The following is a 524-nucleotide window of genomic DNA, read 5'->3' on the forward strand; positions in this document are numbered from 1 at the left end:
TCAGCGAGGTCGTAATAAATGCGTTCAACGGTCTTATAGGGCAGATGGACCTGCCGACTCACATAACTGATGGTCACTCCGTGACACATGTCGAAAACATATTTTCTGAAACGATGAGTTTGATGTTTGCCTTTTGGTACAGATGGGAGGTGCTCATCAAAGATTTCCTGACAGTTGGTACAGTGCCAACGCTTGAGTTGGATGATCAAATAAACCGGTCGGTTATGAATGGGCAGGTCACGTACTCTTCTCAGGCGTTGATCATGCTTTTTCAACTCTTGAAAACCACAGTAAGGACAACGCTCAGGGGGATCCATTGTCTCCACCTGAATCACAACTTTATTTTCCGTGATTTCTTGTTTTAAAACCGTAAACTCTGGCAATCCTAGTGGTAAACGGATATCTGTTTTCACTCGCTATTTCCTCCAATCGTTTTGTTTTTGCCTATGACAAGGATTGCCAGGAAATAGCGAGTTTTTTCATGTCATCTTACACTACATCTCACAAAAAATGACCATGAATCT

General features: G+C 42.4%; 1 protein-coding gene. It reads right to left on the reverse strand.

Annotation, left to right across the window (positions count from 1 at the left end):
* On the reverse strand, window positions 1-413 hold a 413-nt coding region (locus IEW48_RS16925; RefSeq protein ID WP_188624735.1), incomplete at its 3' end, for a transposase family protein.
* Between the last annotated feature and the right edge of the window lie 111 nt (window positions 414-524).

It is taken from the genome of Caldalkalibacillus thermarum (assembly GCF_014644735.1).
GTDB classification, from domain to species: Bacteria; Bacillota; Bacilli; order Caldalkalibacillales; family Caldalkalibacillaceae; genus Caldalkalibacillus; species Caldalkalibacillus thermarum.